Annotated in this window: 14 protein-coding genes; 12 read left to right on the forward strand and 2 right to left on the reverse strand. The window is 70.2% G+C overall.

Features of this window, described 5'->3' with window-relative positions:
• Positions 1–119: 119 nt before the first annotated feature.
• A complete protein-coding gene (locus tag NS283_RS10095) occupies positions 120–1,124 on the forward strand; it encodes an ABC transporter permease (protein WP_058596734.1) in 1,005 nt (334 codons plus the stop codon).
• Positions 1,121–2,080 carry an ABC transporter permease gene (locus NS283_RS10100; RefSeq protein WP_058596735.1) on the forward strand — a complete coding sequence of 320 codons (960 nt, stop codon included), beginning with the start codon at positions 1,121–1,123 and terminating at the stop codon, positions 2,078–2,080. The genes NS283_RS10095 and NS283_RS10100 overlap by 4 nt, the downstream gene beginning before the upstream one ends.
• Positions 2,081–2,433: 353 nt before the next feature.
• Here NS283_RS10100 and NS283_RS10105 read toward each other — a convergent pair whose 3' ends face one another.
• Complete coding sequence (locus NS283_RS10105; protein WP_058596736.1) at positions 2,434–4,101, reverse strand: ABC transporter ATP-binding protein; 1,668 nt, start codon at positions 4,099–4,101, stop codon at positions 2,434–2,436.
• Between the two features lie 132 nt (positions 4,102–4,233).
• Here NS283_RS10105 and NS283_RS10110 point away from each other — a divergent pair, with 132 nt between their 5' ends.
• The 5 genes from NS283_RS10110 to NS283_RS10130 all read left to right on the forward strand — a co-directional run bounded on the left by NS283_RS10110 (position 4,234) and on the right by NS283_RS10130 (position 15,035).
• On the forward strand, positions 4,234–4,986 hold the full coding sequence (locus tag NS283_RS10110; protein ID WP_058596737.1) for a 5-oxoprolinase subunit PxpA: 753 nt from the start codon (positions 4,234–4,236) through the stop codon (positions 4,984–4,986).
• 11 nt (positions 4,987–4,997) lie between these two features.
• On the forward strand, positions 4,998–6,590 hold the full coding sequence (locus NS283_RS10115; RefSeq protein ID WP_193752666.1) for an urea amidolyase family protein: 1,593 nt from the start codon (positions 4,998–5,000) through the stop codon (positions 6,588–6,590).
• A 272-nt stretch (positions 6,591–6,862) separates the two neighbouring features.
• A complete protein-coding gene (gene rpoB / locus NS283_RS10120; protein ID WP_058596738.1) occupies positions 6,863–10,357 on the forward strand; it encodes a DNA-directed RNA polymerase subunit beta in 3,495 nt (1,164 codons plus the stop codon).
• Between the two features lie 56 nt (positions 10,358–10,413).
• On the forward strand, positions 10,414–14,289 hold the full coding sequence (gene rpoC / locus NS283_RS10125) for a DNA-directed RNA polymerase subunit beta' (RefSeq protein WP_058596739.1): 3,876 nt from the start codon (positions 10,414–10,416) through the stop codon (positions 14,287–14,289).
• 149 nt (positions 14,290–14,438) lie between these two features.
• A complete protein-coding gene (locus NS283_RS10130) occupies positions 14,439–15,035 on the forward strand; it encodes a hypothetical protein (protein ID WP_058596740.1) in 597 nt (198 codons plus the stop codon).
• Positions 15,036–15,039: 4 nt separating this feature from the next.
• Here the strand turns inward: NS283_RS10130 and NS283_RS10135 are convergent, their stop codons facing one another.
• Positions 15,040–15,633 carry a hypothetical protein gene (locus tag NS283_RS10135; protein ID WP_058596741.1) on the reverse strand — a complete coding sequence of 198 codons (594 nt, stop codon included), beginning with the start codon at positions 15,631–15,633 and terminating at the stop codon, positions 15,040–15,042.
• A gap of 125 nt (positions 15,634–15,758) precedes the next feature.
• On the opposite strand from NS283_RS10135, the gene NS283_RS10140 reads away from it, so the two are divergent.
• The 5 genes from NS283_RS10140 (at position 15,759) to NS283_RS10160 (ending at position 25,267) form a co-directional block, all read left to right on the forward strand.
• Positions 15,759–16,847, forward strand: a complete 1,089-nt coding sequence (locus NS283_RS10140; RefSeq protein WP_058596742.1) for a hypothetical protein — start codon at positions 15,759–15,761, stop codon at positions 16,845–16,847.
• An 11-nt stretch (positions 16,848–16,858) separates the two neighbouring features.
• Complete coding sequence (locus NS283_RS10145) at positions 16,859–17,344, forward strand: hypothetical protein (protein WP_058596743.1); 486 nt, start codon at positions 16,859–16,861, stop codon at positions 17,342–17,344.
• Between the two features lie 80 nt (positions 17,345–17,424).
• A complete protein-coding gene (locus NS283_RS10150) occupies positions 17,425–18,087 on the forward strand; it encodes a hypothetical protein (protein ID WP_058596744.1) in 663 nt (220 codons plus the stop codon).
• 98 nt (positions 18,088–18,185) lie between these two features.
• Complete coding sequence (locus NS283_RS10155; protein ID WP_058596745.1) at positions 18,186–19,319, forward strand: serine/threonine-protein kinase; 1,134 nt, start codon at positions 18,186–18,188, stop codon at positions 19,317–19,319.
• Positions 19,319–25,267 carry an Ig-like domain-containing protein gene (locus NS283_RS10160; RefSeq protein ID WP_058596746.1) on the forward strand — a complete coding sequence of 1,983 codons (5,949 nt, stop codon included), beginning with the start codon at positions 19,319–19,321 and terminating at the stop codon, positions 25,265–25,267. Before NS283_RS10155 ends, NS283_RS10160 begins: the two co-directional genes overlap by 1 nt.
• Positions 25,268–25,275 lie beyond the last annotated feature (8 nt).

Raw genomic sequence — 25,275 nt, forward strand, 5'->3', positions numbered from 1 at the left:
CCCGCGCCGTCATGGCGTCGGGGCCCGTTGGCTCCGGATGCCGCCGGCCCCGCACCGTCTCGGACGGCAGGGCCGGCGGCATCCCGCATCCCCCCGCTCCCGACACCCTGTGAGAATCCGTGCTCCGCACCATCGGCAGACGCCTGCTCCTGCTCATCCCGACCCTGTTCGGCCTCTCGATCCTGCTCTTCGCCTGGGTCCGCGCGCTCCCCGGCGGACCGGCCGTCGCCCTTCTCGGTGAGCGCGCGACCCCCGAGGCCGTCGAGCGCATCAACGAGCTCTACGGCTTCAACGAGCCCCTGTACGTGCAGTACTTCACCTGGCTCGGGCGCCTGCTCACCGGCGACTTCGGCTCCTCGATCCAGACGGGGAGGCCGGTGCTCGAGGAGTTCGTCCGCCGGTTCCCCGCGACCCTCGAGCTCTCGATCGCCGCGCTCATCGTGGCGGTGGGCATCGGCATCCCGCTCGGATACTGGGCCGCCCGTCGCCACGGCAAGATCTGGGACCACACCGCCGTCGTCCTCAGCCTCATCGGCATCACGATCCCGGTCTTCTTCCTCGCTTTCATCCTGAAGTACGTCTTCGCCGTGCAGCTGGGCTGGTTGCCCTCCGACGGCCGGCAGAACCCGCGCATCGATGCGACGCACTACACGAATCTCTACGTGTTCGACGGCCTCATCACGGGCGAGTTCGACGCGTCGTGGGATGCCATCCTCCACCTGATCCTGCCCGCGATCGCGCTCGGCACCATCCCGCTCGCGATCATCGTGCGCATCACCCGCGCGTCGGTGCTCGAGGTGCAGAATGCCGACTACGTCCGCACGGGCCGCGCGAAGGGCATCGGCACCGGGACGCTGCGCAACCGCTTCATCCTGCGCAACGCGATGCTCCCCGTCATCACGACGGTGGGTCTGCAGGCGGGCCTGCTCATCTCGGGCGCGGTGCTCACCGAGACGGTCTTCGCCTTCCCCGGCATCGGACAGTTCCTCGCGCGGGCGATCTTCACGCGCGACTTCCCCGTGCTGCAGGGCTTCATCATCTTCATCGCGATCGCGTACGCGCTCATCAACCTGTTGGTCGACCTGTCGTACAGCGTCATCGACCCGAGAGTGAGAGTCCAGTGAGCTCTTCGATCCTCCCTCCCGCCCCCAGCGGCGGCCCCGTCGACGACAACGCGGTGGTCGATGCGCAGCTGCTCGCCGCCCAAGCGCGCGGCGGGTTCTGGCACGACGTCTTCCAGCGGATCCGCCGCAGCCCGGTCGCCTGGATCGGCGCGATCATCGTGCTGGCGTTCCTCCTCGTCGCCGCCCTCGCACCTCTCCTCGCGCCGTACCCGGCCGAGTCGCTGCCCGGTCAGCGCTTCATCACGCCGACCGACATCCCCGGCCCGGGTGAGATGGCCGAGTTCCCCCTCGGCCTGGATCGCTTCGGCGGCGACGTGCTGTCCAAGCTCATCTGGGGCGCCCAGTCGTCTCTGCAGATCGGCGTGATCTCCACGGCCCTGGGCCTCCTCGGCGGCATGGCCCTGGGCCTTCTCGCGGGGATGTTCGGCGGCTGGGTCGACGCGCTCGTGATGCGCTTCGTCGACATCCTCCTGTCGGTGCCGAACCTGCTGCTCGCCGTCTCGATTGCCGCGATCCTCGGCCAGAGCCAGCTCGCGATCATGATCGCCATCGGCGCATCGCAGGTGCCCGTGTTCGCCCGGCTCCTGAGGGCGTCGATGCTGCAGCAACGTGGCGCCGACTACGTGCTCTCGGCGCAGACGCTCGGCCTCAGCCGCCGGACCATCACGATGACCCACGTGCTGCCCAACAGCGTCGGCCCGGTCATCGTGCAGGGCACGCTCACCCTCGCCACCGCCGTGATCGATGCCGCCGCCCTGTCGTTCCTGGGCCTCGGCGGCGGGCTCCCGCAGACCGCGGAGTGGGGCCGCATGCTCACCTACGCGCAGGCCGAGCTCGCGATCGCCCCGTGGCTGGCGTTCCTCCCCGGTATCTGCATCGCCGTGACGGCCCTGGGCTTCACTCTGCTGGGGGAGTCGCTCCGCGAGGCGATGGACCCGCGCACCCGCGCGCGGTAGCGCTTCGCCCGGCTGTTCCGGCCCCGGCTCGCTCGCGCGGGTCGGGCCGCGGCCCCGGCGCCCCGGCATCCATGTCCCACTTATTGCGGGTTGACGCCTGCGGGCCCAGCCATTTGTGGGACATACACCGCCATAAGTGGGACATGCACTCCCTCCGGCCAAGATGCACACCACCCCCAGCAGCGCGCTACCCCCAGCAGCGCGCTTCCGGCGTGCATGCTGCGCTGGCTCGACGGCATCCGTGTCCCACTTATGGCCGGTTGGCGCCCGCCGAGCCAGCCTTCTTTGGGACATGCACCGCCATAAGTGGGACAAGGTTCGTGAGCAGAGCCGCCTCCCCCGGAACGGCGACCTCAGCCGGCCAGCCCCAGCTCATTCCCCGGGATCGACGACAGCAGCCGCCGCGTGTACGGATCGCGCGGGTTCGTGAAGACCTCTTCACTGGATGCCGCCTCCACGAGGCGCCCATCCTTCATGACGCACACGTAGTCGCTGATGAGCCGCACCACCGCGAGGTCGTGCGAGATGAAGAGGTAGCTCAGGCCGTACTCGCGCTGCAGGTCGCCGAGCAGCTCGAGTATCTGCGCCTGCACGAGCACGTCGAGCGCCGACACCGGCTCATCGCACACGATCAGCTCCGGCGACAGCGCGAGGGCGCGAGCGATCGCGACGCGCTGCCGCTGCCCGCCCGACAGCTCCGAGGGATAGCGACGGAGCATGGATGCCGGCAGAGCCACGTCATCCATCAACTGACGCACGCGCTTCGAACGGTCGGCCTTCGACCCGCGCTTGTAGAAGGAGAGGGGTTCCTCCACGATCCGCTCGATCGTGAACATGGGGTTCAGGCTCGAGTACGGATCCTGGAAGATCGGCTGGACCTTCTGGCGGAACTGCCGCAGGGCGTCGCCTTTCAACGTCGACACATCCTGACCGTCGAAGCGGATCGAGCCGCTCGTGGGCTCGACGACCTTCAGCAGCATGCGCGCGGTGGTCGTCTTGCCCGATCCCGACTCGCCGACGATCGCGACGGTCTGGCCGCGCGGAATCGACAGCGAGACGTCGTCGACCGCGCGGAAGTCCTCACCGCGCCCGCGCACCGGGTACACCTTCGTCAGGTTCTCGATCTCGACGATGTTCTCGCGTGCCGGCGCCACTGCCCGGTCGCCGCGGAAGTCCTCGGGCCGCAGCCGCACCGCCGCAACCGACGGGGCCGCCGCCACGAGCGACTTCGTGTAGGAGTGCTGGGGATCCTCGAGGATCTGCCGCGCCGGTCCCTGCTCGACCACGCGTCCGCGGTGCATCACGACGACGCGCGACGCGCGTTCGGCTGCGAGCCCCAGGTCGTGCGTGATCAGCAGCACGGCCGCCCCGAGCTCGTCCGTCTGCTTGTCGATCTGGTCGAGGATCGTCTGCTGCACGGTCACGTCGAGGGCGCTGGTCGGCTCGTCGGCGATGAGAAGGCGCGGTCGGCACGCGAGCCCGATCGCGATGAGCGCGCGTTGGCGCATCCCGCCCGAGAACTCGTGCGGATACTGCGTCGCCCGCTTCTCGGCGTCCGGCAGTCCGGCGGCCTCGAGCGCCTCGACGACTCTGCCCTTCACGCTCGAACGGTCGGCCAGCCCGTGCGCGAGCAGTGTCTCCGCCACCTGCGTCCCGATCTTCGCGACGGGGTTGAGGTTCGACATCGGGTCCTGCGGCACGAGGCCGATCTGCCGACCGCGCACCTGGCGCATGCGGGCTTCGCCGAAGGTCGTGAGGTCTTCGCCGTCGAGCAGGATCTGCCCGCGCGCGACGCGGCCACCGGATGCCAACAGGCCGATGATCGCCATGGCGGTCGTCGATTTGCCGGAGCCGGACTCGCCGACGATCGCGATGGTCTCACCCGCGTGGATGTCGAGATTCACCCCATCGACGGCCCGCACGGGACCGTCCATGGTGGCGAAGTCGACCGCGAGATCACGGACCGAGAGCAGGGGCTGGGGGGATGCCGGAGCGGGGGGACCGGCGACATCGGAGGTCATTGGTCCATCCTCGCCCGCCCCGCCGCTTCTGCCCACCCCCGGGCGCACATCGTCACGCGGCCGTAACGAGCCCGGCCGTATCGCGCGCCGCCCCCGAGCCCCGACGCGGACCCGCGGCGCTACCGTGGCAGCATGCGCGTGGACCTCAACGCCGATCTCGGCGAGACCGTCGACGGGATGCCGACCGCCGACGACGAAGCGATGTTCGCCGTCATCTCGAGTGCCAACGTCGCCTGCGGGGGCCACGCCGGCGATGCGGTCTCGATGCGCGAGGCTGTCGATCGCGCCGCGCGTTTCGGTGTGGCCGTCGGCGCGCATCCGTCCTACGACGACCGCGAGCATTTCGGCCGCGTGCCCCGCGACCCCGATCCGGCCGACCTCCGCGCGAGCGTCGCCGCGCAGCTCGACGCGCTCGTCTCCGCCGGAGCCGACCTGCGCTACGTCAAGCCCCACGGTGCGCTCTACCACGCCGTGTCGGCCGACCCCGTTCAGGCTGCGGCGGTCGTCGCCGCCGTCGCCGACCACGCCGAGCGTCTCGGCCGACCCCTGCCCGTGCTGGGTCTGCCCGGCGCGATCGCGGGGGCAGCGGCATCCGCGGGTCTGCCGTTCGTGCACGAGGCGTTCCTGGACCGCGGCTACACGGCCGCCGGGGGCCTGGTTCCCCGCGGTGAAGCCGGGGCGCTGATCGACGATCCCGCCCGCGTCGCCGAGCGGGCGCTGCGCCTCGTGCGCGACGGTGACGTCGAGACGGTCGACGGCGATCGCCTCGCCGTCGAGGCCGCCTCGCTCTGCCTGCACGGCGACACCCCCTCGGCCGTCGCGATGGCCCGCGCCGTCCGTGCCGCGCTGGACGCCGCGGGCGTCGAGGTACGCGCCCCGTGGTGACGCTGCGGCCGATGGGGGAGCGCGCCGTCCTGGCCGAGGTCGACGACCTTCCCGACGTGCTCGCGCTCCACGCCGCGCTCGCCGCCGATCCACCGCCCGGCGTCGACGATCTGGTCCCCGCGGCCCGCACCGTCCTGGTCGCCTTCGATCCCCGGCGCATCTCGCACGATGCCGTCCGCGCCTGGGTCCACGCCGCTTCTCGGACGACTCCGGATGCCACCCCCTCCGGCCCCCTCGTCGAGGTTCCGCTGCGCTACGACGGCGCCGATCTCACCTCCACCGCCGCCTCGCTCGGCATCCGGGTCGACGAGCTCATCACCCGACACTCCGCCGCCCCGTGGACGGTGGCGTTCACCGGCTTCGCCCCTGGCTTCGCCTACCTCGTGAGCGACGACTGGCCCTTCGACGTGCCGCGGCTCACCCAGCCCCGCACCCGTGTGCCGGCGGGCGCGGTGGGTCTGGCCGGCGGCTTCAGTGGGGCGTACCCGCGCGAGACGCCGGGCGGCTGGCGCCTCATCGGGACGACCGACGCCGTGCTCTTCGATCCGGATGCCGCCGACCCGGTGCTGCTCCCCCCGCGCGCCCGCGTGCGCTTCGTGCCCGAGCGCTCGCGTGTCGCCACCGCGCCTCCGGCTCCTCCCGCCCCGCCTGATTCGGTGACGAGCGGAGGAGCGGGGACGAGCGGAGGAGCCGGTGCCGCGGTTTCATCCTCCCTTCGTCCCTCGTCCTCCCTCCATCCCGCGTCGGCCGCTCCCGGCCTCCGCGTGCTCGACCCCGGCGGCTTCACCACGGTCCAGGACCTCGGACGTCCGCACCTCGCCGCCCTCGGCGTCGCGCGATCGGGGGCTCTCGATCGCGCAGCGCTCCACATCGCGAACCGCCTGGTCGGCAACGACGAGGCCGACGCGGGCCTGGAGATCGCGCTCGGCGGCTTCCGTGCGCGGGCCGAGTCCGACGTCTGGGTGTGCGTGACCGGCGCCCTCACCGACCTGCGCGTCGACGGACGGGCGCGCGACCTCTACGCACCCGTCCGGGTCCCCGCGGGTGCCGAGCTCTCGATCGCGCCCGCCCGTGCCGGCCTGCGCTCGTACCTCGCGCTGCGCGGCGGGATCCTCGCGCCCCTCGCCCTCGGCTCGCGCGCGAGCGATGTGCTCGCCGGTCTCGGACCCGCCCCCGTGCGCGCCGGGGATGTCCTGGATGCCGGGGCCCCGGCATCCGCGATCCCCGTTCTCGATTGCTTCCCCTGGTCCGTGCCGCCGGGGCTGATCGAGGTGGGAATCGCCGCGGGACCCCGCGCGGACTGGTTCGCCCCGGGGGCGCGAGAAACGCTCGTCGATACGGAGTGGGAGGTATCGACGCACGCGGATCGGGTCGGCATCCGCCTCAACGGACCCGAGCTCGAGCGCCTCCGTCCCGGTGAACTGCAGAGCGAGGGCATGCGTCCGGGGGCGATCCAGGTTCCACCGCACGGGCAGCCGGTCGTGCTGCTCGCCGACGGTCCGGTCACCGGGGGATACCCCGTGATCGCCGTGGTGACGGATGCCACGCTCGACGCGCTCGCGCAGGCGAGGCCCGGCGACCGCGTGCGGTTCCGGCGCGTCTGACGCGGTCGCGGAGGGGAATGCCCGACGGGCGCACGCGTTTATACCGCAGGTCCGCAAACGCGTCAAGAATTCGACTGGACACGGCGAGTCCTCCCGCGTATGCTTGGACTTTGCGCTCCTCGATTCCCCCTGCCCTCATATGGTGGTCGGCTGAGCCTGTCCGTCCCCGCTTCACCGCGGTGTGTGGCGAGCAGGTTATCGGGGCAGGAACGCACTCCACCTGACGACAAGGAATCACGAGCCCCTCGCCCGGGCTTCTGGAGGTTATTCCCTTGGCTGCTGCGAGCAACGCATCCACCACCACCCCGAAGAGCGGACGCGGCGCATCTCGCCTCTCGTTCGCGAAGATCTCCGACAAGCTGACCGTTCCCGATCTGCTCGCGCTGCAGACCGAGTCGTTCGATTGGCTCGTCGGTAACGACGCATGGAAGGCCCGCGTCGCCGAGGCGCAGGCCGAAGGCCGCACCGACGTGCCCGAGATCAGCGGTCTGGAGGAGATCTTCGAAGAGATCTCGCCGATCGAAGACCTCAGCGAGACGATGCAGCTCTCGTTCACCAACCCCTACCTCGAGCCCGAGAAGTACTCGATCGAAGAGTGCAAGGAGCGCGGCAAGACCTACGCCGCCCCGCTGTACGTCGAGGCCGAGTTCATGAACCACCAGACCGGTGAGATCAAGACGCAGACGGTCTTCATGGGCGACTTCCCGCTCCAGACCGACAAGGGCACGTTCATCATCAACGGCACCGAGCGTGTCGTGGTGTCGCAGCTCGTGCGCTCGCCCGGTGTCTACTTCGACAAGACCCCCGACAAGACGTCCGACAAGGACATCGTGTCGGCGCGCGTCATCCCCTCGCGCGGTGCCTGGCTCGAGTTCGAGATCGACAAGCGCGACCAGGTCGGCGTCCGCATCGACCGTAAGCGCAAGCAGTCGGTCACCGTCTTCCTCAAGGCCCTCGGTCTGACCAGCGAAGACATCCTCGCCGAGTTCTCCGGCTTCGACTCCATCGAAGAGACGCTGTCCAAGGACACGATCCTCACGAAGGAAGACGCCCTCCGCGACATCTACCGCAAGCTCCGTCCGGGCGAGCAGGTCGCCGCCGAGGCTGCGCGCGCGCTCCTCGACAACTTCTACTTCAACGCCAAGCGCTACGACCTGGCCAAGGTGGGTCGCTACAAGATCAACCAGAAGCTCGGCCTCGACAAGCCGCTCAGCGACTCGGTGCTGACCGTCGACGACATCGTCGCGACGATCAAGTACCTCGTCCGCCTGCACCGCGGAGACGTGTCGTTCGACGGCGTGCGCGGCGGCAAGCCCGCCGAGATCCGTCTCGACACCGACGACATCGACAACTTCGGCAACCGTCGTATCCGCGCCGTCGGCGAGCTCATCCAGAACCAGGTCCGCACCGGTCTGTCGCGCATGGAGCGCGTCGTCCGCGAGCGCATGACCACGCAGGACATCGAGGCGATCACGCCGCAGACCCTGATCAACGTGCGCCCCGTCGTCGCCGCGATCAAGGAGTTCTTCGGAACCTCGCAGCTGTCGCAGTTCATGGACCAGAACAACCCGCTCGCGGGTCTGACCCACAAGCGTCGCCTGTCGGCGCTGGGTCCCGGCGGTCTGTCGCGTGAGCGCGCCGGCGTCGAGGTCCGTGACGTCCACCCCTCGCACTACGGCCGCATGTGCCCGATCGAGACGCCCGAAGGCCCGAACATCGGTCTGATCGGTTCGCTCGCCTCGTTCGCCCGCATCAACGCGTTCGGTTTCATCGAGACGCCGTACCGCCGCGTCGTGGACGGTCGCGTGACCGACACGATCGACTACCTCACGGCCAGCGAAGAGAGCGACCACATCGTCGCCCAGGCCGGTGTCGCCCTCAAGGCCGACGGCCACTTCGTGGAGGACCGCATCCTGGCCCGTCGTGGTCAGGGTGGCGAGGTCGACCTCTTCCCGGTGGAGGAGATCGGCTACATGGACGTCTCGCCGCGCCAGATGGTGTCGGTGGCGACCTCGCTCATCCCCTTCCTCGAGCACGACGACGCCAACCGCGCCCTCATGGGTGCGAACATGCAGCGCCAGGCCGTGCCGCTCGTGCGCAGCGAGTCGCCCGTGGTCGGTACCGGTATGGAGGGCTTCGCCGCGATCGACGCCGGTGACGTCGTGACCGCCGAGAAGTCCGGTGTGGTCCTCGAGGTCTCGGCCGACGTCGTGACCGTGCAGCTCGACGAGGGCGGCACGCAGGACTACTTCCTCCGCAAGTTCGACCGCTCCAACCAGGGCACGTCGTACAACCAGCGTGTGGTCGTCTCCGCCGGCGAGCGTGTCGAGGCCGGCGAGGTCATCGCCGACGGCCCCGCCACCGAGAACGGCGAGCTCGCCCTCGGTAAGAACCTCCTCGTGGCGTTCATGACGTGGGAGGGTCACAACTTCGAAGACGCGATCATCCTGAGCCAGGACCTGGTGAAGGATGACACGCTCTCCTCGATCCACATCGAGGAGTACGAGGTCGACGCCCGCGACACGAAGCTCGGCAAGGAAGAGATCACGCGTGATCTCCCCAACGTCAGCCCCGACCTGCTGAAGGACCTCGACGAGCGCGGCATCGTCCGCATCGGTGCCGAGGTGCGCCCCGGCGACATCCTCGTCGGCAAGGTCACGCCCAAGGGTGAGACCGAGCTCAGCGCCGAAGAGCGTCTGCTCCGCGCGATCTTCAACGAGAAGAGCCGCGAAGTCCGTGACACCTCGCTGAAGGTGCCCCACGGTGAGCAGGGCACGATCATCGCCGTCAAGGAGTTCAACGCCGAAGACGGAGACGACGAGCTCGGCTCGGGTGTCAACCGCCGCGTCGTGGTCTACATCGCCCAGAAGCGCAAGATCACCGAGGGCGACAAGCTCGCCGGCCGCCACGGCAACAAGGGTGTCATCGCCAAGATCCTTCCGATCGAGGACATGCCCTTCCTCGCCGACGGCACCCCCGTCGACGTCGTGCTGAACCCGCTCGGTATCCCCGGTCGAATGAACTTCGGTCAGGTCCTGGAGCTCCACCTCGGCTGGATCGCCCAGCAGGGGTGGAAGGTCGAGGGCACGCCCGAGTGGGCGGCGCACCTGCCCGAGCAGGCTCGCGAGGCCGCTCCCGGCACCAAGGTCGCGACCCCGGTGTTCGACGGCGCCTTCGAGGAGGAGATCGCGGGTCTGCTCGACTCCACGATCCCCAACCGCGACGGCCAGCGTCTGATCGACTCGAGCGGGAAGACCATCCTGTTCGACGGTCGCTACGGCGAGCCCTTCCCGGCGCCCATCTCGGTCGGCTACATGTACATCCTGAAGCTGCACCACCTGGTCGACGACAAGATCCACGCGCGTTCGACGGGCCCGTACTCGATGATCACCCAGCAGCCGCTCGGTGGTAAGGCGCAGTTCGGTGGCCAGCGCTTCGGTGAGATGGAAGTGTGGGCACTCGAGGCCTACGGTGCCGCGTACGCGCTGCAGGAGCTCCTCACGATCAAGTCCGACGACATCCTCGGCCGCGTCAAGGTCTACGAGGCGATCGTCAAGGGCGAGAACATCCAGGAGCCCGGCATCCCCGAGTCGTTCAAGGTCCTCATGAAGGAAATGCAGTCGCTCTGCCTGAACGTCGAGGTCCTCTCGGCCGACGGCACCGCGGTCAACCTCCGTGACACGGATGACGACGCCTTCCGCGCAGCGGAAGAGCTCGGCATCAACATCTCCAGCCGCTTCGAGTCCTCGTCGATCGACGAGATCTGAGCTCCCAGCTCAGCGACCCAGCTCAGATTTCAGAGAATTCCGACACAGGAGAACCAGTGCTCGAATCAACCACTTTCGATCAGATCCGTATCGGTCTGGCCACCGCCGACGACATCCGTCGTTGGTCCTTCGGTGAGGTCAAGAAGCCCGAGACGATCAACTACCGCACGCTGAAGCCCGAGAAGGACGGCCTCTTCGGCGAGCAGATCTTCGGACCCTCCCGCGACTGGGAGTGCGCCTGCGGCAAGTACAAGCGCGTGCGCTTCAAGGGCATCGTCTGCGAGCGCTGCGGCGTCGAGGTCACCAAGTCCTCGGTCCGTCGCGAGCGCATGGGCCACATCGAGCTCGCCGCGCCCGTCACGCACATCTGGTACTTCAAGGGTGTTCCCTCGCGCCTCGGCTACCTGCTCGACATGGCGCCGAAGGACCTCGAGAAGGTCATCTACTTCGCCGCCTACATGGTGATCTCGGTCGACGAGGATGCTCGTCACCGCGACCTCGCCACGCAGGAGAACAACATCCGTCTCGAGCTGAAGACGCTCGGCGACCGCCGCGATGCCCGCATCGCCGCTCGCCTGGCCAAGCTCGAGGAGGAGCTCGCCGCCCTCGAGGCGGAGGGCGCCAAGGCGGACCAGAAGAAGAAGGTCAAGGACGCCGCCGAGAAGGACATGACGGCCGCCCGCAAGAACGCGGACGAGCAGATCGCCAAGCTCGAGCGCGTGTGGGAGGACTTCCGCACGCTCGAGGTCGGCGCCCTCAAGCCCGAGGACGACGTCTTCCACGAGCTGCAGGACCGCTTCGGTCAGTACTTCGAGGCCCACATGGGTGCGGAGTCGATCAAGCGTCGCCTCGAGACCTTCGACCTGCAGGCCGAGGCCGACAGCCTCCACCTGCAGATCTCCGAGGGCAAGGGCCAGCGCAAGATCCGCGCGATCAAGCGCCTGAAGGTCGTCAACTCGTTCCTGCAGACCGGCATGTCGCCGGCCTCGATGGTGCTCGACGTCGTTCCGGTGATCCCGCCGGAGCTGCGCCCGATGGTCCAGCTCGACGGTGGCCGCTTCGCCACCTCCGACCTGAACGACCTCTACCGTCGCGTGATCAACCGCAACAACCGCCTCCGTCGCCTGATCGACCTCGGTGCCCCCGAGATCATCGTCAACAACGAGAAGCGCATGCTGCAGGAGGCCGTCGACGCACTGTTCGACAACGGCCGCCGTGGTCGCCCCGTCACCGGTACCGGTAACCGCGCCCTCAAGTCCCTGAGCGACATGCTCAAGGGAAAGCAGGGTCGCTTCCGCCAGAACCTGCTCGGAAAGCGCGTCGACTACTCGGGTCGTTCGGTCATCATCGTCGGACCCCAGCTGAAGCTGCACCAGTGCGGTCTGCCCAAGCAGATGGCGCTCGAGCTGTTCAAGCCGTTCGTGATCAAGCGCCTGATCGACCTCGGTCACTCGCAGAACATCAAGGCCGCCAAGCGCGCCGTCGAGCGCTACCGTCCCGAGGTCTGGGACGTGCTCGAAGAGATCATCCGCGAGCGTCCCGTGCTGCTGAACCGTGCACCCACGCTGCACCGTCTCGGCATCCAGGCGTTCGAGCCCCAGCTCGTCGAGGGCAAGGCGATCCAGCTGCACCCGCTCGTCTGCGCGGCGTTCAACGCCGACTTCGACGGTGACCAGATGGCCGTCCACCTGCCGCTGTCGGTCGAGGCCCAGGCCGAGGCCCGCGTGCTGATGCTCGCCTCGAACAACATCCTGAAGCCGTCGGACGGCCGCCCGGTGACCCTGCCCTCGCAGGACATGATCATCGGCCTGCACCACCTGACCACCCTCAAGGAGGGGGCGATCGGTGAGGGTCGTGCGTTCGGTTCCGTGGGCGAGGCGATCCTGGCCAAGGACGAGGGCACCCTCGACCTGCAGGCCAAGGCGCGCATCCGCATCCCCGGCCTGACGTTCCTCGAGGGCCAGGCGCCCGAGGGCTACGACAAGCACGGTCTCGTCGACGCCTCGCTCGGCCAGGCGATCTTCAACGCCACGCTCCCCAAGGGCTACCCGTTCGTTCGCGAGCAGGCCGACAAGGGCAAGCTGTCGCAGATCGTGAACAAGCTCGCCGAGGAGTACCCCAAGGTCGAGGTCGCGGCATCGCTCGACCGGATCAAGGACGCCGGCTTCTACTGGGCCACCCGTTCGGGTGTCACCGTGGCGCTGAGCGACATCCTCACCCCGCCGAACAAGGCCGAGATCGTGGGCGGCTACGAGAAGCAGGCCGCGAAGGTCCAGGCGCAGTACGAGAAGGGTCTCACCACCGACGCCGAGCGTCGTCAGGAGCTCATCAAGATCTGGACCGAGGCCACCGACGAGGTCCAGAAGGCGATGCGGGACAACTTCCCGGCCGACAACACCATCAACCGCATGGTCTCGTCGGGCGCCCGTGGTAACTGGCTGCAGATCCGCAACATCGCGGGTATGCGAGGCCTGGTGAACAACCCCAAGGGTGAGATCATCCCGCGTCCGATCATCTCCTCGTACCGCGAGGGTCTGTCGGTCGCCGAGTACTTCATCGCGACGCACGGTGCCCGTAAGGGTCTGGCCGACACGGCCCTCCGTACGGCCGACTCGGGGTACCTGACGCGTCGTCTCGTCGACGTCTCGCAGGACGTCATCATCCGCGAAGAGGACTGCGGCACGTCGAAGGGCCTCGAGCTCCCGATCGCCGCGGCCGACTCGACCGGTGCGCTGGTCAAGGACGCGAACGTCGAGAACTCGGTGTTCGCCCGCACGCTGGCGACGGCTGTCGTCGACGCGCAGGGAACCGTCCTGGCCGAGGCCGGCGACGACGTGGGCGACGTCCTCATCGACAAGCTCGTCGCGGGCGGCATCGAGTCCATCAAGGTCCGCTCCGTGCTGACCTGCGACTCCGCCGTCGGTGTCTGCGCGAAGTGCTACGGCCGTTCGCTCGCCACCGGCAAGATCGTCGACATCGGCGAGGCCGTCGGCATCATCGCGGCCCAGTCGATCGGTGAGCCCGGTACCCAGCTGACGATGCGTACCTTCCACACCGGTGGTTCCGCGTCGGCCGACGACATCACGCAGGGTCTTCCCCGTGTGCAGGAGCTCTTCGAGGCTCGTACCCCCAAGGGTGCCTCGCCGATCGCCGAGGCCGACGGCCGCATCACGATCGACGAGACCGAGAAGGCCAAGAAGGTCATCCTCACGCCCGACAACGGCGACGAGCCCGTGGTCTACCCCGTCCTGAAGCGTGCGACGCTCCTGGTCGAGGATGGTCAGCACGTCACCGTCGGTGAGCCCCTCCAGGTCGGAACGCTCGACCCCAAGGAGGTCATGCGCGTGCAGGGTGCCCGCGAGGTGCAGAAGTACCTCGTGAACGGCGTCCAGGGCGTGTACCGCTCGCAGGGTGTGCCGATCCACGACAAGCACATCGAGGTCATCGTGCGCCAGATGCTGCGCAAGGTCACCGTCGTCGACCACGGCGACACCGACCTGCTCCCGGGTGAGCTCGTCGACTTCAAGCGGTACCAGAACATCAACCGCGAGACGGTCGGCGAGGGCAAGCGCCCCGCGTCGGGTCGTCCCGAGCTGATGGGTATCACGAAGGCGTCGCTCGCGACGGAGTCGTGGCTGTCCGCCGCGTCGTTCCAGGAGACCACCCGCGTCCTGACGCAGGCGGCCATGGAGGGCAAGAGCGACCCGCTCGTCGGCCTGAAGGAGAACGTCATCATCGGAAAGCTCATCCCCGCGGGGACGGGCCTGTCGAAGTACCGCAACGTCACCGTCGAGGCGACGGAAGAGGCCAAGAGCGAGCGGTACCCCAACCGCATCTTCGCCTCGGACGGCGCGTACTCCGACGCCGATCTGAGCTACGTCGACTTCGACAGCTTCACGACGGACGACTTCACGCCCGGTAGCTACAACTAAGGGATCCGTCCCGCACGAAGGCCCTCGGCTCACGCCGGGGGCCTTCGTCGTGTCCGCGGCGTTTCGACCGCGCGACGTGTGGTGCCCCGCGGCGTGTCGGAGGCCGGGTGCGTCGGGGGAGTGCGCCTACCGTGGACGGGGAGGAACGGATGGCGCGAGTCGGTGGCCGGAACGTGTGGATCGCGTGGCCGGTGGGAATCATCTGCACCGTGGTGGTCGCCGTCCTGGTCGTGCTCGCGGTCCCCGGGATCCCGGCATCCGTGATCTTCGTCGGCGACACGCTCCGCGCGGCCGGGTCCGCTCCCACGGCCACGCCGGAGCCGGCGCCGACGCCGGCGTCGACCTGTCGCGAGCTCTACTCGGCGGACCTCTGGTCGTCGCTGGTGTGGTCGCGCAACAACCTCCTGACGCAGCGTCGGACCCCGGCGGCGTCGACCCCTGAGGCCGCCGCGGCGTCGGGGGCGACCGTGGTCGTGACCTGCCACTGGCGGGGGACGGCGGGGCGGTCGATGGAGACCACGGTGTCGACCGTCACCCCCGAGGGGGCGTCGGCGGTTCAGGCGACGCTGTCGTCGCAGGGATTCGGATGCCAGGTCTCCGGCGACACGGTCCACTGCGAGCGCGCGGCGGGCGGCGTCGTCGAGGTGCACGACATCCGCGGCGATCGGTGGGTGTCGTCGACCCTCACGAACTGGATGCCGGACGGCTACGCCGAGACGGTGGCATCCCGAGCCTTCGCCGAGTGAGCGATCAGCCGAAGATCGACGCGATGATGCTCGCGGTGTAACCCGTCGGCGCGAGGTTGGAGTACTGCGTGTCGATCAGGACGTCGTCGCGCCAGAACAGCGTGCGACCGTCGTTGACCGGGTAGGTGTCGTTGATCCACGTCTTCTCGCACCGCGTGCCGTCATCGGGCGTGTAGCAGCTGAAGCCCTGCGTGGCGACGAGGTCGTTGAGCATGTCGAGGGCGGGGCCGCGGTCGACGCGGGTGATACGCGTCTCGAGGCCCGTCGTGTCGGCACCGGGATCGCGCCAGATGCAGATCAACGAGCCGTCGGGCTGCGGACCGGAAGCGCCGACCGACGGGTCGTTCAGCGGGACGGATGCCAACTGGGACAGCACGTCGGCCGAGAGCATTGCGCGGCAGTCGGTGGGGATGGCGGCGGGGGCGACGGTCGGGGTGATCGTCGGGATCGGCGTCGCGGTCGGGGAGGAGGGAGACTCAGCGGCCGGTGTCGTCGGTGCGGCAGAGCCGCCGTCGTCCGGCGCGCACGCGCTCAGCGCGAGCGCCGCCGCGACCGCGAACACGGCTGCGCCGGTCGAACGAAACGCGCGACGGGCCATGAAGTAACCCTAGATGCCGCCACCGACACGGTCGAGACCGACACACGACGGCACGCCTGCGCCGTACGGCGACGAGCGCGGGTTAGCCTGACGCCGCAGATACTTGCGCGCGTGAGGAGACCCCGATGAGCGACCCCCAGTCGTACGGTGACCCCGTCGACGAGCCCAAAGACGAGGCGCACGACGTGGTCGGGCGCGCGCACGAGGGCCTGGCCGACGCCGAGGCCGCCCAGCGCGATGCCGTGGACCCCGCCGAGGCCCAGGCCGCCTGGGACGAGCGCGAGCGCGATCAGCATGTGGCGTCGGCACCCGCAGCCGCCGAGACGACCACGGCGACCGTTCACGACGCGTCGCCGGTCGCTCCCACGACCACCACCGACCTCGATGACGAAGACGCCCGCTGGGCCGCGTACGCGGCTTCGGCGGAGCCCGAGGCGGCACCCGCCGCGGCGACGACCGACGCGTCCACGCAGCGCTACGACGCCTACGGCGACACCGCCGGGGCCGCGGCTGCCGGGGGAGCCGTCGCCGCGGGTGCCGCGGCGGCCGGAGCGTCCTCGACTCCGGTGACGTCGACCACCGCTTACGACACGCGATCGACCGACGCTCCCACGACGGCCTCCCCGACGGCGTACGCGAACGCCGCGCAGCCGATCTTCGTGCAGGCGCCCGAAGCCCCGCGTCCGCGCGGCAACCGCGGTGCCGCCGGCGCGATCGGCCTGCTCGCCGCCCTCTGCTTCGCCGTCCTCTACCTCGCGGCGACCCTCGGTCTGCGTCTGCTGACGGGCGACCTCCAGGTGTCCGGGCTCGCGAATGCCGCTCTCGGTGCCCTCGCCACGTGGGGTCTCTGGGTGCCGACCGTGGCGTTCTACCTGGGGTTCTGGTTCCTCGGAGCCCTCATCAACCGCGGCCGATGGGGACACTGGGTGGTCTGGGGCCTCGTCGTGGGTGTGATCGCCTGGGGCGGGCATCTCCTCGGTGCCCTCTTCGCCGCGCCTTTCTGGATGCTCACCGCTCGAGAGGGCGTCGACCTCCTCGGCGACAACGTCCTCGCTCCGCTCGCGATCGTCGCGTTCGTCCTCGGGCGCGAGCTGACGATCTGGTTCGGCGCGTGGGTCGCGCGTCGCGGCCGGCGCGTGACCGAGCTGAACGACGAGGCGCAGCGCGAGTACGAGCGCACCCTCGAAGCGGGCCCGCAGGTGTCCGTCGTCTGAGGCGGGATGCCATGACCGACGCGCCGCGACCGGCGGGGGTGACCCCGCCGGTCGCTGTCGTTTTCGCGACCGTGACGTTCGTCGCTCTCGGGATCGGCGGACTCGGGGTCGCCAGCCTCGTTCTCGACCGCGACGTCATCCCTGTGACGGGCCTCGGCCCGATACCCGGGGTCATCGGTCTCGTGGTCGCGACAGCGCTGTTCGCCGGCATCCTGCTCTGGGGGCTCCGAGCCCAGCCGCCCGGGTACCTCACCGCGGTCCCGTGCGCTCTGGGCGCTTACGTGGGGGAGCTCGCGGGGATCGTCGCGGGAGGCCTTTTCAGTGGAGCGGACCCCGCGCGGGCGGTCGCCGCGGCCGGGACCGTCGCGCTCGGCTGGCCCGGCGGCGTGCTCGCGGCCGCAGCGATGCTGGCGGCGGTTTTCGGGGTGTTCCTCGTTCGCGCACGGACCGAGCGCCCGCGGTGGACCTGGGAGGACGAGGACGACGACACTCCCTGATCGCAACCGGGGATGCGGGTGTGACGCGCGGGAGACACGATCATCCCCGCTGCCCGGGCGTGTCGGTCTAGCGTAGGAGTGTGGAGCGGTCGCTCGAGACCCAGGTAGGCCAGGCGGTGGACGCCTGGCTGAAATGGCTGCCCCGGTGGGAGCCCGCGAACCACCGCGGCCGTATCGCGCCGTGCCGTCGGTGCTTCGGATCCCCGGTCCTCTCCGCGGCGGGTCTCGGTTCCGACGTCCCCCACGGCGTCCAGCACGGTCTGTCCACCCGCGTGAAGACGATCGTCGATCACGCCGTCGCCGAGTACACCGCGCGCAACCTCCCGATGCTGCAGGCCGAACTGGACCAGCAGGCCGAACGAAACCGCCGTCGCTCGTACCGTCCGGCGGAAGGCCTCGAGCCCGAGTTCGAGGGGCTGCCGCTCGACCCGGAGCCAGAGCCCGGGGCACCGTTCCTCTTCACCCTCACCGGCCTGGCCGCCGAAGAAGACGCGGTGATCCCCGCCCTCCCTCCGCTGTCGGACGCCGCGAAGGCGGCGCTGCGCCAGGAGGTCGGTCTCGCCGACGACTACGCGAACATGATCGGCCGCGAGGTGTGCACGATCCTGCTGCACCACCGCCTGCGCATCCAGGGGGCGATCGCCGAATACGTGGAGCCGCAGGTGGCGGCGATGCTCGACGAACTGACACGTTCCCTCGACGCGCCGTTCGATCCGCGCGACCCCGGCGACGCGGCATCCTGAGCTTGTCCACAGCCCCCGGGATCCCGGAGGCGCCTTTGTTAGCATTGCCGGGTTGCCCGCCCGGCCAGACGCGGGCGCGTCGTCCGGGAGGGGGCACCATGCCGCAGCGCCTCCCCTCGTCGCCGCCGATCCTGCCCGGGCTCGCGTACATCCGTCCGCTCGGCTCCGGGGGCTTCGCCGACGTCTTCCTCTACGGGCAGGACATGCCGCGCCGCGAGGTGGCGGTCAAGGTCCTCCCGAGCGACGTGCGCGATCCCGACCTCCGGCGCATGTTCAACGCCGAGGCCGACGTGCTCGCGCACCTCTCGGCGCACCCCTCGATCGTCACCGTGTACCAGGCCGGGATCTCCGCCGACGGCCGGCCCTACATCGTCATGGAGTACTGCCCGGGATCGCTCGCCCAGCGCTACCGGGTCGAGCGGATCCCCGTGCCCGAGGTCCTCGCCATCGGCGTGCGCATGGCCGGAGCCCTCGAGTCGGCTCATCACGCGGGTCTGGTGCATCGCGACGTGAAGCCGAGCAACATCCTCGTCACGACCTTCGGGGCGCCCGTCCTCGCCGACTTCGGGATCTCGTCGTCGTTGGTGCGCCAGGACGCCGACGAGATGCTCGCGATGTCGGTTCCGTGGAGCGCCCCCGAGGTGATCGCCGAACAGACCGCCGGCACCGTCTCGAGCGAGGTGTGGAGTCTCGGGGCGACCGTCTACTCGCTCCTGGCTGGGCACAGCCCCTTCGAGCGTCGTGAACGCGGGCAGAACTCGCGCGAGCAGCTGCGTCGCCGCATCGCGCGCGCGTCGTACACCGAGATCTCCCGCTCCGACGTGCCGCCGTCCCTGCAGGCCGCGCTCGCCCGCGCGATGTCACGGAATCCGCAGGACCGGCATCCGAGCGCCCGCGCTCTCGGTGAAGACCTGCAGCGTGTGCAGACCGAGCTCGGTCTCGCGGCGACCCCCCTCGAGGTGCCCAGCGCCGCGTGGTCGCCGTCGACCGGGGTGGTCGACTTCTCCGACACGGCGCTGCGCGGACCGACGCGCTCGCACATCGAACGCGAGGGCGCGCGCAAACTCCGCGACCGCTCCGGGGTGACGGGCCTCGCCCGCGACGAAGACACCGACATCTCGGCTCCCGGGCCGGCGTCGCACCGCGTCCTGCCCTGGGCGCTCGCCGGAGCGACGGTCATCGCCGCGGGCGCCGTGGTCGTCGCCGCGCTGTACGCCACGGGGGTGCTGTGATGCGGCGACGCACGGTCGTCGGTCTCGCCTCCACGCTCGCGGCTGCGGCTCTCGTGATCACGGCCAGCGTCGTCTGGCCCGGCCTCGACGCGCAAGAGACCCCCGAGGTCGACACCTCGGTCTGGGCTCTGCAGACCGGCGAGGGCCAGCGCTACGCCCGGGTCAACACCTCGGTGGGCGAGCTCGACACCGTGCGGTCGGCAGGCAATCCCAGCGAGGTCGCGCAGAGCGCGGACGGCGCGTACCTGTTCACCGACAGCTACAGCAAGCTCTCGCGCATCGACGAGGCCCAGCCGGTCGACCTGCAGGAGGAGCAGCTCTCGTCCGCCCCCGACACCCCCGCGGGCACGACCTCGGTGGTCACGGCGGGCGATTTCGTCGTGTACCGCACCGACACCGGCACGCTGTTCACCGGCCGGCTGAGCGAGGCCGGGCAGGCGGCATCCGAATTCGATCCGTTCGGCTCGGCCGGCGGCGACTCCCCGTCGTACACCGCGGATGCCATCGCCCTCGACGACCGCGGAATGCTCTTCGCGTACTCCTCGGCGGACGGTTCCGTCATCCGCTACGACATCGCCGCCGACGAGGTGCGCGCGCGCGATGCGCTCGCCGCCGAGGTGTCCACCCCGCTCCTCTCGGCGGCCGGAGACACCTGGGTTCTCGTCGACGGCGACGCGGGGCGCGTGTGGGTGCGCGGGGCCGACCCGGTCGATGTCGCCGTGGTCGACCAGGCCGTCGTCAGCTCTCCCGATTCCGCGGGCAGCGCGGTCTACCTCGCCGACGAGCAGTCGCTGTGGGCGATTCCCGTCGACGGTTCCGGACCGAACCGCGAGGTGGGCGGCGGGGGCACCGTTCTCGGGCAGCCCGCCAAGCCGATCTCGCACGGGGGCGTCGCGTACGCGGCGTGGCTGCTCCCCGGCGAGGCCGGCGGAACGCTCTGGCGTTCCGACGCGGGCGAGACGCCGCTCGATTACGCGGGGGGAACGCTTCCCGATCAGCGTCGTCCGGTGTTCGTCGCGACCGACCACGCCGTGATCCTGAACGAGACGCGCAGCGGCTGGGTATGGACCGTCCCGAACGGGACGCTCGTCGCGTCGAGTCAGAACTGGAGCCTCGACGACAGGACGGAGCAAGCCGCGGTCCAGAGCGATGAGCAGCTCAGCGTCGTTCTCGACCCCAAGCCCCCGATCGCGGAGCCGGATGCGTTCGGTGTGCGGGCGGGCCGCCTCGTCACCCTCCCGGTCCTGTTGAACGACCACGACCCCAACGAAGACGTGTTGAGCATCGTCGGCGAGAGCGTCACAGGTCTCGATCCCGGCTTCGGCGAGCTCAGTCTCACCGACGACAATCAGCGCCTCGCGGTGCGCGTGCGTCCCGAGGCGACCGGCACGGCGACGTTCTCGTACGCGGTGACCGACGGCACGACGCCCGACGGGCTGACGTCCGCCCCCACCACCGTCACGCTGACCGTCTCGCCCGAAGCGGCGAACGCCGCCCCCGTGTGGTGCGGTGTCGAGAAGTGTCTTCAGCCCTGGCCCACCCCGGAGGTCGCGCGCGGCGGCACGATCACGGTCCCCGTCCTCCCCGGGTGGGTCGATCCCGACGGTGACCCGCTGCTGCTGCTGTCGGTCGACAACCCGGGCGGAGTCGGCAGTGTCACCTCGACCCCGGCGGGCGAGGTCGTCTACCAGCACGCCGACGACGGCTCCGGCGGCGAGCAGACGATCCAGCTCGACGTCACCGTCGCCGACACCCGGGGAGCCGTGGCGACGAAGCCGCTGCTGATCCGTGTCGCCCCCGACCCCGGCCTCGCCGTGCAGTCCTTCGCCGTCGTCGACACGGTGGGGTCGAGCCTCACGGTCGATGTCGGTCCGCACGTGACCGGGACCGCGGGAGCCGTCTCGCTCAGCTCGGTCCGGATCCTCGACGACGCCGCGGCCACCGCGGGTGTCATCGGCGGCAGCACGACCTTCGACTTCACCGCGTCGCAACCGGGCGTGTACCGGGTCGATTTCACGGTCTCCGACGGGGGACGGGATGCCACCGGCACCGCCCGCATCACCCTGCTGGCCGCGGACGCCCCCGCGCAGCTGTCGACCGCTCCCGTCGTGGCGTTCGTGCGCCCGCAGGAGGACGCCACCCTCGACGTGTTCTCGGCGGTGTCGAACCCGACGGGGCGAGTCCTCCTCCTCAGCGACGTCGTCGCCGCGGCCGAGGACGGTGCCTCGCTCAGCGTCGACACGGTCGGCCAGAACGATCTCCGCGTCTCGGGGAGCACAGCCACGGGCGAGGCCGGTCTCCTCGGCACCGTCACCTACAGCGTGAGCGACGGCACCGACGACGAGGGGGCCCGTGTCAGCGGGGAGGCGACCGTCTACCTGCTCCCGCCGGCGCCCGAGATCGCCCCCATCGCGGTCGATGACACCGTGACCGTCCGGGCCGGTGCCCAGGTCGACATCCCCGTGCTCGACAACGACGTGTCGCCGGCCGGTGGACGACCCACCCTCGACCCGGCGAGCGTGAGCGCGCAACCCGCGAGTGACGCGCTCGCCTTCGCCTCGGGCGGGGTGCTCCGCTACCTCGCGCCGACCACTCCCGGCTCGTACGAGGTGACGTACCGGGTGTACACCACCGGCGCTCCCTCGCTGTGGGACGAGGCGACGGTGCACATCACCGTCCTCGGTAACGACGCGAATCGGGCGCCGGTGCCGGACACTCTGCAGGGTCGGGTGCTGAGCGGCGGGACGACGACCATCCCGTTCTCCGGCTTCGGGGTCGACCCCGACGGCGACGCCGTGATGCTCGACCGGATCGTCAGCCAGCCCGATCGCGGGACCGCGTCGATCTCTCCCGATGGCCTCTCCATCGTCTACGCGTCCGTCCCCGGGGATCGCGGCCAGGTGTCGTTCCGCTACCGCGTCTCCGACACTGCCGGCGCCACGGGCGAGGGCACCGTGCGCATCGGCGTCCTGGACGCCGAGGCGAACCCGAGCCCCATCACCTTCACCGACTACGTCCAGGTGCAGGCGGGCGCAGACAGCCGGCTCCGCGTGAGCCCGCTCGCGAACGACATCGATCCCACGCAGGGTCGTCTGACGCTCACCGGTGTGCGTCCCGACCTCCCCGAGAAACTCGTCGACGGCGAGGACAACCCCGAGTACGGGCGCCTGGCCGAGCGGGTCGAGTCGGTCACCGACACCGGGGTGGTGATCCGCGCGGGAGACGCCCCCGCGACGATGTCGTTCCTCTACGACGTGGCATCCGATTCCGGGAACACCGGGCGAGGGCTCATCGTCGTCAAGGTCGTGCGCGAGAGCGTGCCCGACTACCCGGTGGTGGCTGACACGGCACTGACCCTCGAGGACCGCGACGACTTCACGACCGGGGTCGACGTTCTCGCCGGTCGCGCCACGTGGTCGGGCGGCGACGTGAGCGACCTGAGGGTCTCGCTGTGGGGGAATCCGTCCGACGTCCGCGTCGACGGGCGTCGCATCTCGGGGGATCTGCCGGCGACGCGCCGCATCATCCCCTTCGCGGTCACGGGCACGGTCGGCGGCTCCGAGGTCACGACCTACGCGTTCCTCCGCGTCCCCGGTGACGACGATGTGACGCTCGCCCTGCGTCCCAACTCGGCGCAGCGCGTCGACGAGCTGTCGTCGGTCGACTTCGACATGGCATCCCTCGTCGCCCTTCCTCGGCGCGCCACCCTCGAGGTCGGCACCGAGGCCACCACGACCGGCGCGCGCGCCGAGGCGCGGTGCACGGTGTCGGGCTCCCGGGTGACCTACGAAGCCGGGACCGGGTCACCGTGGGCCGATGCCTGCATCGTTCCGGTGCGCATCGCGGGGACGCAGGAGTGGACGCTCCTCTCCGTCCCGATCGGCATCGTGGCGCGCGACCCGCAGCCCGAGCTCCGCCCCGGCTCGCTCACGGTCGGGCCGGGCGAGACCGCGACCTTCGACCTGCGCAACATGACCTCGTGGCAGCTGGGCCGCGAGGACTGGAACAGCATCCGCTACGCGCTCGAGTACTCGGGGTCGGCGTTCTCGTCCGTCACGCTCGACGGCTCGACCGTCACCGTGACCGGTGCCGACCGTGCCGTTCCGGGAACCGAGAACGCGGCGATCATCACGGTGACGAGTCACAACGCGGTGGCTCCCGCCCGTCTCCTCCTGCGCGTCGGAGCAGCTCCGTCGACCCTCCCGCAGGGTGGCACCACCTCCCGCCAGTGCTCGCAGGCCGACGGTTCCTCGTGCACGATCGAGGTGGTCGGCGCCGACGGAGAGGTCAACCCGCTCCCGCGCACCCCGCTCGAGGTCGTCGGCGTCCGGTCGACGGGAACCTGCACGGGCGTGAGCTTCGCGGTGGCTTCGGCGACGAGCATCGCGGCATCCTGGACCGGCGACGCCCCCGGCGCGACCTGTGCGGCCAGCGTGACCCTGCGCGACGCCCAGGGGCGCAGCACCGCGGGTCCCCGCGACGCGCGCGTCGTGCTCGACCTCCAGGGCTACCCGCGCACCCCGGCGAGCGTCCGCCAGTCCGCGTACGCCGACGGCTCGCTCACGCTCCGCGTCGACGCGGGTGAGGCGCGGCGCGCATACCCCGGGCTGACCGGCTTCGTGGTGCGATACCGCGGCGACATCGTCGCCCGCTGCGCGCCGGACGGCGGCTGCCCCGCCATCGCCGCGCCGAACGGCGACCAGCGCGAGTACGTCGTCACCGCCGTCAACGACGTGGGGGAGTCCCGCGGATCGGTGCGCACGACCGCGTGGGCGTACGACCCGCCGCCGCGGCCCGACAGCGTGGACTGGACCCCGACCGTCACGGACGACGGGGCCGGCAACGTCGTCGACCTCCTCGTGCGAGGAGTGGATGCCGCCGAGACGGGGTCTCTCCAGATCCGGAGCAGCACGGGCGAGACGCAGACCGTCTCGGTCGGGCGCAACCAGCAGGACGTGCCGATCAAGGGCTTCCGCGTCGGCAGCAACGCGTCGACGGAAGTCCGCGTCACGCCGCTGTCGCGCTTCGACATCCCCGCCGGCCTCGGCGGCTCGGTCGAGGGTGGCGTCCTGACCTTCCGCGCCCACGGCGTGGGCAAGCCGACCGGGCTCGCGTTGACCCTCACCTCGCGCACGGCGTCCGACGGGTCGGCGACGATCGTGGCCCAGGCGACCGCCGATCCGAACGGCACTGATTCCGAACTGCGCTTCGGCATCGTCGAGGGGACGACCTGCCGGACGGGCGATGACGGCGCACGGCGTGAGTTCCCCGGCAAGAAGGACGGCGAGGAGTACACCTTCACCGCCTGTGTCGACTCGGTCTACCAGGGCAAGACGTACGGCTCGGCCGCCCCCGTGACCGACACGAAGCGGGTCGATCAGGATCGCGCGGCGCCGCAGGGGTACACGTTCCGCGTCGACGCGGAGCCCACCGTCGAGCTCACCGGCGGTCGGACCGAAGCGCGGTGGTACCTGAACTCGAAGATCACCCCCGGAAACGACCCCCCGCGCAACAACGAGGTCGAATACACGAACTTCCCCAGCGACATCTTCGGCAGCGACCCCGACATCGGCGTCTACTTCCGGCACAAGCTCTGGGGCACCACCTCCGAGACCGGCCGCGTCACACCCGCCAAGGGCAGCGCGCCGTACCAGGTCGTGGCGGCAGCGCGTGTCAGCGCGTGTGTCGCCGGCGACAAGCTCGACATCTCGCGCAGCTCCAGCAACGACAAGGCGTCGTTGGATGTCGACACCTCTCAGGCGGTGTTCCGCGACGCGAAGGGCGCGGTCGTGCCCCGCGCCGACGGCAGCGATCGTGTCCCCGTGGGCGCGGAGCGCGTCGAGAATGTCGTCGTCACCGTCGACTGGTCCGCCCAGGGGTGGGGACTCGACGCGGCGACGCTCACCGTGTCGGGCTCGTGCTCGCCCGGAACGCCCACGAAGCCCTGACCCGACGA

Origin of the sequence: Microbacterium testaceum, from assembly GCF_001476285.1 — a bacterium.
GTDB lineage: Bacteria > Actinomycetota > Actinomycetes > Actinomycetales > Microbacteriaceae > Microbacterium > Microbacterium testaceum_B.

Bases quoted from the DNA above. Each gene is read 5' to 3' on its own strand.
- NS283_RS10105 (WP_058596736.1), bottom strand. From the start codon at position 4,101: ATGACCTCCGATGTCGCCGGTCCCCCCGCTCCGGCATCCCCCCAGCCC.
- NS283_RS10110 (WP_058596737.1), top strand. From the start codon at position 4,234: ATGCGCGTGGACCTCAACGCCGATCTCGGCGAGACCGTCGACGGGATG.
- NS283_RS10115 (WP_193752666.1), top strand. From the start codon at position 4,998: ATGGGGGAGCGCGCCGTCCTGGCCGAGGTCGACGACCTTCCCGACGTG.
- NS283_RS10130 (WP_058596740.1), top strand. From the start codon at position 14,439: ATGGCGCGAGTCGGTGGCCGGAACGTGTGGATCGCGTGGCCGGTGGGA.
- NS283_RS10135 (WP_058596741.1), bottom strand. From the start codon at position 15,633: ATGGCCCGTCGCGCGTTTCGTTCGACCGGCGCAGCCGTGTTCGCGGTC.
- NS283_RS10140 (WP_058596742.1), top strand. From the start codon at position 15,759: ATGAGCGACCCCCAGTCGTACGGTGACCCCGTCGACGAGCCCAAAGAC.
- NS283_RS10145 (WP_058596743.1), top strand. From the start codon at position 16,859: ATGACCGACGCGCCGCGACCGGCGGGGGTGACCCCGCCGGTCGCTGTC.
- NS283_RS10155 (WP_058596745.1), top strand. From the start codon at position 18,186: ATGCCGCAGCGCCTCCCCTCGTCGCCGCCGATCCTGCCCGGGCTCGCG.
- NS283_RS10160 (WP_058596746.1), top strand. From the start codon at position 19,319: ATGCGGCGACGCACGGTCGTCGGTCTCGCCTCCACGCTCGCGGCTGCG.